The organism is Mesorhizobium sp. M2A.F.Ca.ET.037.01.1.1, assembly GCF_003998075.1.
Lineage (GTDB): Bacteria > Pseudomonadota > Alphaproteobacteria > Rhizobiales > Rhizobiaceae > Mesorhizobium.
Window position 1 is genome coordinate 1 of sequence record NZ_RZSA01000202.1, and the last position, 8,031, is coordinate 8,031.

General features: G+C 64.2%; 10 protein-coding genes and 1 pseudogene. 6 read left to right on the forward strand and 5 right to left on the reverse strand.

Annotated features, from left to right (window positions below; genetic code table 11):
- A pseudogene (locus EOA27_RS12635) lies at positions 1-358 on the forward strand (Si-specific NAD(P)(+) transhydrogenase); the annotation flags it as partial.
- Between the two features lie 66 nt (positions 359-424).
- On the opposite strand, the gene EOA27_RS12640 reads toward EOA27_RS12635, so the two are convergent.
- The gene (locus EOA27_RS12640) at positions 425-1,084 is read right to left on the reverse strand and encodes an alpha/beta hydrolase (RefSeq protein WP_245467072.1); all 660 of its coding nucleotides are present in this window, start codon (positions 1,082-1,084) and stop codon (positions 425-427) included.
- A 204-nt stretch (positions 1,085-1,288) separates the two neighbouring features.
- Here EOA27_RS12640 and opgC point away from each other — a divergent pair, with 204 nt between their 5' ends.
- Positions 1,289-2,485 carry an OpgC domain-containing protein gene (gene opgC / locus EOA27_RS12645; protein ID WP_126082959.1) on the forward strand — a complete coding sequence of 399 codons (1,197 nt, stop codon included), beginning with the start codon at positions 1,289-1,291 and terminating at the stop codon, positions 2,483-2,485.
- A 63-nt stretch (positions 2,486-2,548) separates the two neighbouring features.
- Here opgC and EOA27_RS12650 read toward each other — a convergent pair whose 3' ends face one another.
- Complete coding sequence (locus EOA27_RS12650; RefSeq protein ID WP_127256316.1) at positions 2,549-3,628, reverse strand: LacI family DNA-binding transcriptional regulator; 1,080 nt, start codon at positions 3,626-3,628, stop codon at positions 2,549-2,551.
- Between the two features lie 175 nt (positions 3,629-3,803).
- Between EOA27_RS12650 and EOA27_RS40635 the strand changes: the two genes are divergently transcribed.
- On the forward strand, positions 3,804-3,947 hold the full coding sequence (locus tag EOA27_RS40635; RefSeq protein WP_189342147.1) for a hypothetical protein: 144 nt from the start codon (positions 3,804-3,806) through the stop codon (positions 3,945-3,947).
- Between the two features lie 58 nt (positions 3,948-4,005).
- Positions 4,006-4,143 (forward strand): hypothetical protein, encoded by a 138-nt coding sequence (locus EOA27_RS40640; protein ID WP_189342146.1) that lies wholly within the window; start codon positions 4,006-4,008, stop codon positions 4,141-4,143.
- A gap of 15 nt (positions 4,144-4,158) precedes the next feature.
- On the opposite strand, the gene EOA27_RS12655 is transcribed toward EOA27_RS40640, so the two are convergent.
- Both EOA27_RS12655 and EOA27_RS12660 read right to left on the reverse strand, forming a co-directional pair.
- Positions 4,159-4,533 carry a DUF423 domain-containing protein gene (locus EOA27_RS12655; RefSeq protein ID WP_126082957.1) on the reverse strand — a complete coding sequence of 125 codons (375 nt, stop codon included), beginning with the start codon at positions 4,531-4,533 and terminating at the stop codon, positions 4,159-4,161.
- Positions 4,534-4,568: 35 nt separating this feature from the next.
- Positions 4,569-5,816 (reverse strand): MFS transporter, encoded by a 1,248-nt coding sequence (locus EOA27_RS12660; protein WP_126082956.1) that lies wholly within the window; start codon positions 5,814-5,816, stop codon positions 4,569-4,571.
- Between the two features lie 115 nt (positions 5,817-5,931).
- Between EOA27_RS12660 and EOA27_RS12665 the strand changes: the two genes are divergently transcribed.
- Positions 5,932-6,597: a GntR family transcriptional regulator gene (locus tag EOA27_RS12665; RefSeq protein ID WP_127256318.1), complete on the forward strand. Its 666-nt coding sequence runs from the start codon at positions 5,932-5,934 to the stop codon at positions 6,595-6,597.
- Between the two features lie 115 nt (positions 6,598-6,712).
- Positions 6,713-7,684, forward strand: coding sequence for a glycosyl transferase family 90 (locus EOA27_RS12670; protein ID WP_126082955.1), 972 nt, complete (start codon positions 6,713-6,715; stop codon positions 7,682-7,684).
- A gap of 5 nt (positions 7,685-7,689) precedes the next feature.
- Here EOA27_RS12670 and EOA27_RS12675 read toward each other — a convergent pair.
- On the reverse strand, positions 7,690-8,031 hold a 342-nt coding region (locus EOA27_RS12675; protein WP_145970329.1), incomplete at its 5' end, for an aldo/keto reductase.

Sequence of the window (8,031 nt, forward strand, 5' to 3'; positions counted from 1 at the left end):
CTATGGCATCTACGCCGTGCCGGAGATCTCGACGGTCGGCCTGTCGGAAGAGCAGGTGCGCGAGAGCGGCGATGCTTATGAGGTTGGCCTGGCGCGTTTTCGCGAGACATCGCGCGGCCATATCATGGGCGTCTCAAGCGGTTTCCTGAAGCTGTTGTTCTCTGTCGAGACGCGCCGCCTGCTCGGCGCCCACATCGTCGGGGAGGGCGCCACCGAGCTCATTCATATCGGCCAGGCGGTGATCAATCTCGGTGGCACGGTCGACTTCTTCGTCAACAACACCTTCAACTATCCGACGCTGGCGGAAGCCTACAAGATCGCAGGCCTGGATGCCTGGAACCGGATGGGACGAGGGTAGAATTCCTCGAGCCGCCACGGGCCGCGCCTGCCGTCTAAAGGCAGCATCGCCCGGCTGGCGGCGCGGTCAGGCCGTCGGCATGGGACCTGCCAGCCACTGCCGCGCGATCGCGGCGTCGGCGGCGCCGAATTCATGGCCCGAAGCAACGATGCGCGCGTCGACCTCGGCGCGGCGTTCGCTGAACAGCGTCACCAGCGCCGGGGCGAATGGGCCGTAGGCCTGGTCGGCGGCGCCGGCGATGATCAAGACACGTGTTCCGCCGAGATCGGTCATCGGCGAAGTGTCGAGCACCGGCATCGCTCGCAGAAGCGCCGCCTGCCGGACCAGGCCAGGATGGAGCAGCATCAGGCTGGAGACGACGTTGGCGCCGTTCGAATAGCCAAGGAAGGCCGCGCGCGGCGGGTCGAGGCCATGGCGCTCGGATACCTCTAGGGCGAATTCGGCGTAGGCGGCGGTCTCCTTGCGGATGCTGGTCTGTTCGAAACTTGTCGGCGTGATTCGCTCGAACCAGCGGAAGCCGTCGTCCTGGGGGATGCGCCCACGCGCGGCAACCAGCGTCGCGTCGGGCGCAATCTTCTTTGCAAGCGGGATGAGTGTCGTTTCGTCCACACCCGATCCGTGCAGCACAAACAGGCATTTGCCGGTCGACTTTGCCGGCGTCACCACGCGGTAGCGGAAGCCAAGATCACTGTGCAGGATACTGTTTTCATCGCTATATTCGGACACGCTCACATCCATTTGATTCCATGAGAGATTCGTTGATTTGCCGGCTTCAAAACGGAATATTTTCGCGCTCCGCGAAAGTTGATTGAACCAGGCGCATTTCAGTCCGTTTCAGCGCCGATATACCTCCCGCGGGAGGAATCGAAGCGGTGCGCCCCGGGGGTCGCATTGCTGGCTATGAACAACCAGCTTTGAGGCCTTTTGTCGATGACCACCCCTGTTTCCAACGAACGCGACAAGCGTATCGGAGAGCGCGACACACGTATCGACGTGCTGCGCGCGCTCGCGCTGCTCACCATCTTCGTCGACCACGTTCCGGGCACGGTCTTCGAGAATTGGACCTACAAGAATTTCGGCTTTTCCGACGCGGCCGAAGCCTTCGTGCTGATCTCCGGCATCTCGGTGGCGCTGGCCTACGGCACGAAGTTCAAGCCGGGCGGCCGCCTGCTCGCGACCCTGAAGATGTGGCGGCGCGCCGGCGTGCTCTACATCGCTCACATCGTCATCACGATGGTGGTGATCGCGCTGTTTTGCGCCGCCGCGCTGTTCGCGCACCGGCCGGAAATGCTGACCATGATAAACATCGAGCCCTTGATGAAGAACACGCCGCAGGTGCTGCTCGGCATCGTCACGCTCGGCCACCAGCTCGGCTACAACAACATCCTGCCGGTCTATGCGGCGCTGCTTCTGGCGGCGCCGGCTTTCGTGCTGTTCGTCAGCCATAGGCCGGTGACGGCGCTGATCGTGTCAGGCCTGCTCTGGCTCGTCGCCGGCATCTGGCAGATCGCGCCGCCAAACTACCCGGAGCCTGGCCTCTGGTTCCTCAACCCGCTGTCCTGGCAGTTCGTCTTCAACATCGGCCTTGCCGCCATGCTGCATGTGAAGCGGGGCGGGCGAATCCCGATCAATCCGTGGCTGCTTGGCGCCGCGGGCATCTACGTGGTCGGCGCGGCGATCTGGGTGCACAGCCCGCTCTGGGGCCAGATCACCTGGTTCAATCTGCCGGTGGTGATCGGCGGTTTCGACAAGACCTTCCTGTCGCTGCCGCGGCTGTTGCACATTCTGTCCATCAGCTACCTGATCGTCGCGTTGCCGGCTGTCTCCAACCTCTTCCGCGTCAGGCCCGACAATCCGCTGGCCATTCTGGGCAAGCGCTCGCTGCCGGTGTTCATCGCCGGCACGCTGCTTGCGATGTCGGCGCAGGTGCTGAAGCTGATCAACCCGGGCGGCCCGGCTTACGATACGCTGCTGATCGCGGCCGGCATCGCCATGCAGTTCGCGCTTGCGCTCTACCTTGAATGGCTTGCCGGTCTTGGGCCGTCCCGCGCCAAGGAAGCGCGCGGGGAGGCTCCAAGCAGGCCGTTCGGCGCGCAGCCGGTGCCGGCAAGGGCGGGAGGATACTGAAGCAATTTCAGGAGAAGTGCGGAGCGGTTTTCCGCTCGCAATTGCGCGACGCCGCAAGAGCGCTCAGCCTGTGCGGGCCGGGCCGGTCGAGGCTCTGACGATCAGTTCGACACCCATCCTCTCGCGCCGCACCGTACCGTCATGATCGAGGATCATGCGCGCGGCGCGGCGGCCGATCTCGGTGATAGGCTGGGCGATCGTGGTCAGCGCGGGCGTGCACAGCGCGCCGTCCGGCACGCCGTCGAAACCGACGATGGAGACGCCGCCGGGGACGTCCAGGCCCCGCGCTTTCAGCCAGTCGATGGCGATCAGCGCCATGCGGTCCGACATCGCCAGTATGGCGGTTGGCGGTTCGTCCTTGGCGAAGATCGCCTCGAGGCCGGCCCTGGTGCTTTTTTCGTCGTTCTCGGTCTCGTAGACCGGGATTTTCCTGGTATCGACACCGAAGCGGGCAAGCTCCTCGAAATAGCCGGCAAGTCGGTCGCGTGTGCCGGTGTAGACCGCGCCGCGCACGATGTCCGGCGTGGCGAAGCCGGTGCGGTTGTCTGCGAAGGCCAGAGACAGCACCGCGAACCGGCGATGGCCGAGCTCGGCCAGATGGCGCGCCGCGAGCCTTGCGCCCGCGACATTGTCGACGCCGATGGCCGAGACGGTCTCGTCCTGGAAGCCGAGCTCCAGCGCCACGAAGGGCAGCCTTCGCTCGCGTGTCAGGTCGACAAGGCGCGAGCCGCCTTCGATGCAGAACAGGATGAAGCCGTCGACAAGTGCGCTCTGGATGTTCCAGGCAAGCTTCTCCTGGTTGGCGGCCGACACCAGCGCGATGCCCGCGCCGGTGGCGTCGCAGGCTTCTGAAATGCCAGCCATCATGACGCGGGCGAAAGGATCGTCGAAGAAGTAGGAGAGGGGCTCCGTGGTGGCGACGCCGATGGCGTTGACTTTGCCGGCGCGCAGCAGCCGGCCTTTCGGGTCGGGACCGGCATAGCCCATCTGCTCCGCCACCGCCTTGACCCGTTCGCGCACTTCGGCGCGCACGATCTCAGGCCGGCTGAAGACATTGGAGGCCGTGCCATGCGAGACGCCGGCGGCCTTGGCGATGTCGGCCAGCCTGATCGGTCTTGCCTGGCCTTCGAGGAGTGATGCCATGTCGTTCCTCCGAATCCGGTCACGTCACGAACATGACCGCTGAATTGCTGCCGGTCATCTAACATTTTTGTTGGATCGATTCAAATTTCGGTTGACGGCGAGCAAAAGAAGTTTATGATTTGAATCGATCCAAGTTCCTGCTCCATGGTGGAGCGGATTTCGACAGGAGGATGCCATGCATCCGGTGAGCTATTTGTTCGAGGACATCTACCGCAACGACTGGGGCATCGCTTCGGCCGCTGTCAGCGAGAAGCGGCGAGGCAGGTCGAGCCCATGGCGCCGCAAGCCGCGCTTCCTCGTGGACCCCAAGCGAGGCTGACCCGCAGTTTTTTCCGCACCCGTATATTGGATCGATTCAAACCCAAGGAGAAGCAATCATGCATCCGATTGGTCATCTGTTTCAGGACATCTACCGCAACTATTGGGGCATCACGCCCGGGACCGAGCAGCCTCAGCGGACCCGCCGTGACGAACTGCCTGCGCGCGAGCGCAAGCGGCGAGCCGGCCGAAAATAGGCGCTGAAAAATAGCCTAATGCCGAGGGCGCCACAGGGCCGAGGCGGCGATCGCCACCCAGCCGGCGATCAGCAGCGTGCCGCCGATCGGCGCCGACATCGGGAACAGCCGCGATCCGAGAAAGTCGCGGGCAAGCAGATCGCCGCAGAACAGCAGCAGGCCCAAGAGCAGGACGAGGCTGGCGATCCTGAGGCAACGGTTGCCGCCGGCAAGGCCGATGGCAAGAAAAGCCGGCGCATGCATCAGGAGGAAATTGGCGGCAGTGCCGGTAAAGGTGCCGCCGCGATGCGCGGCGGCGGCCGACAACGCTACGCCCGCCGCCCCAACGAGGCCGGCTGCCAGCACGAGGACGCGGCTTCCGCTGTCTGATGCTTGCCCGGTGAGGCTCATCCTGGATGCTCCATGGCGGTTGGGCGGAAGTCCCATCAAGACTCGCCGGCCTCGATCAGCATATGCCGCGCCCGCCTCGATTGGACAATCCAGTTGTAGGCAGCGCCCAGCGCCATCAGCACCGCTGTGCCCAGAAGCACCGAGCGCATGCCGAAATGCCCGCCGACGAAGCCGCCGGACAGCGGCCCCGCGACTTGGCCGACATATTGCGCCGAGATTGCCAGGCCAAGCACGTTGCCACCGATCCCGTCGGGGATATTGTGCCGGATGACGCTGGTGATGCAGGGCAACAATCCGCCCAGCGCCAGGCCCATCAGGAAGCGCAGGCCGATCAATTGCCAGCCATTGGTGACGAAGGCCTGCGGGATAAGCAGCAAGGCCGAGACGGCAAGGGCGCCGACCACGACGTTCCAGTAGCCGACGCGGTCGGCGAGCTTGCCCAGCCAGGACGAGGACAGGATGGTGCCGAGCGCGGCCGCCGACATGACGACGCCGGCGACCATGGTCACTTTGCTCTGGTCATCGACGAGCTGCTGTACATAGACGGTGATGATCGGCTCGATCGACATGGTGGCGAAGGCGAGCAGCATACCCGTTGCCAGCATGGCGACGATCGGCCGTTTGTCGGGGATCTGCGACCAGCCGCTTTTCGGCTTCGCCGCCGAGGCGGGCTTGGGCGGCGGCGGATTCTCCTTGATCAGGAAAGTCGTCGCCAGAAACGCCAGGAAGATGACGCCGCCGGAGAGCAGGAAGGTCGCGCGGATGCCGATCAGCGGCGGCAGCAGGCCACCCAGCAGCGGTCCGACCAGCGAGCCGGCGGTGATGCCCGCCGCCAGCACGCCCAGCGCCCAGCCCGAGCGCTCCTTCGGGGTCTGCATCGCCACCAGGATCGTCGAGCCCGAGGAATAGCCGCCGGCAAAGCCGATGAACAGCCGCAGCAGCACCAGCTGCCACACGCTCTCAACCATGCCGGTCAGCGACATGCAGATCGCCATGCCGAACGAGGCGCGCACCAGCATCAGCTTGCGGCCGTAGCGGTCGCCCAGCCGGCCCCACAAGGGCGCCACCAGCGCGGCCGCGAAGAAGGTCGCGCCATAAGCGATGCCCGACCACTGCACAATCGCCGCGAGGCCTTCGGCGCCAAGCTGCTCGACGTAGAGCGGCAGGAACGGAAGCAGCAGCGTCATGGCGATGAGCGTGCTGAACGAGCCAGCGAAGCAGACCGCGAGATTGCGTCGCCAATGGATGTTGAAGCCGCTCTGTCCGGTTTCGCTGGGCGTCATGTCACACTTGCCACTGCTGGGATTGTTATGGATACCAATTTGGGATACCAAACCGGTATTCGTCATGGACCTGGCGTTTGCCGCTGTCAATGCGGCTTTGAAGATCGGACCGACAATGTCGCAGATCCAGAATGTTGAAAGGCAGCTTCGGGAGATGATCCTCGGGCTGGGGATCGGCCCGGGCGAACGTTTAACCGAGCGCTGGATCGAGAGCCGGTTCGGCGCTTCGCGCACGCCGGTGCGGGCGGCGCTGCTGCGCCTGGAAACGGAAGGGCTGATCGGCCGCGACGGCCGCGGCTGGACGGTGGCGCCGATCAACCTCGCGGAACTCGGACAGATCGCCGTCTACCGCGAGGCGGTCGAGGTCGCGGCGGTTCGCCTGACGGCGGCGCTCGAAGACCGTGGCGGCATCGAGTTGATCGCCGCGATGCTCGATTCCTGCGATGCGGAAACGCCGCGCGAGGAGTGGCATCGCGTCGGCCTGGATTTCCACATCGAGCTGGCAAGGCTTTCCGGCAACGAGTTCCTGTTGAGGGCGGTGCGCGATGCGATGACGAGGCTGTCGCGAGCGCGCTGGCTGGAAGTGCGGGATGAAAAGGCGCTCGGCCGCGCCTGGGCCGAACACCACGCCATTCTCGCCGCCGTCAGGAGCGGCGACGCCGAGCAAGCGGCTCAGCTGCTTTCCGCTCACATCGCCGGCAGCCGCGATCGGCTGGTCACCTCGCTGCATGACGATCGGCGCGGTCTGCGCGCAAGAGGGTTCGCGCTCGTCGCAGCGTAAAGTCTCGTGTGGCCATTCGCATTAGCAGGCTTGCAACATGGCCGGGAGAATGCTGTAGGAGACGAGGGGGATGAAGGCTGACTACCATTGACCATCTTGCTGAACTCGCGGACGCATGGCCACACTCGCTCGAACCGCCGCAAAGCTGTTCTACTATGCGCGTAATTTCGCGCGTGACCGCGCACCGCAGTCCCTGTTCCGCGACCGCCTGGCCAGCCGGCTCGATCAGGCCAGGCTTTCAGGCAAGACCGTTCGAGCGCGTCTGAACTATTATAACAAGCTGGAACAGCCGTTCGCGCCCAGTCCAGACGCGGTGGCCGTCGGCAAGCTGCCGACCGCTTCCAGCATGTATTATTACGATCTCAAGGAATTCGCCCGCTATTTCGATCCCGGCCTGCTGATCGATTTCGAATATGGCGATGTCGTCGGCATTCCGGAGGTGCCGAGGATCGTCAAGGACCGGCCCATCGGCGACGACAACGCCAATGGCGTGCTGATGAAGCTGAACAAGTTCCGCCACTTCTACATGCCACCCGACAAGCTGTCCTTCGCCGACAAGCGCCCGATGGTGGTCTGGCGCGGTCATCTCAACAATCCGCTTCGCACCCGCTTCGTGGAAAAGGCCGCCGACCTACCGTTTTGCGATGCGGGTTCCCACAAGCCCGACGCGCCGGATGGATACCGCAAGCCGTTCCTGAACATCGAGCAGCAGCGGCAGTATCGCTACATTGTCTCGCTCGAAGGCAATGACGTCGCGACGAACCTGAAATGGATCATGAGCTCCAATTCGCTCTGCCTGATGCCGGAGCCGACCTACGAAACCTGGTTTGCGGAAGCCAAGGTGGAGGCCAATATCCATTACGTGCCGCTCGAGCCTGATTTCTCCGACCTTGTCGACAAGGTGGCCCATTTCGAAAAGCATCCTGCCGAGGCGGCGCGGATAACTGCCGCCGCCAACGCCTATTGCCGCCAATTCGGCAATGAACAGGACGAGCAGGCGATCTCGCTGCTCGTCCTCTATAAATATTTCGTGTTGAGTGGGCAGATAAAGCCCGATCCGGAAGTCTGGCGCTTTATTGCCGACTGACTGTTTTAAGCATGCGAGCGGTCGAGCACCTTGTCGGCCGGCCCGAACCGGTCCCTGGCGGTGAACTGCTGGTGCCAGTAGGGATAAAGCACCGGCGGCCGGCTGACCGAGTCAAGTCGCTGGCGTTCTTCCTCGGAGAGCGACAGGCTGGCCGCGGCGAGGTTGTCCTTGAGCTGCGTCTCGTTGCGTGCGCCGATCACCAGCGAGCTTACGGCCGGACGGCCGAGCAGCCAGGCCAGCGCGACCTGCGCCCCTGAGATGCCGCGCGCCTTGCCGATGTCGGAGAGCACGTCGACGATGCGCCACAACCGATCCTCGTCGCGGATCGGCGGTTCCTTCCAGCCGCC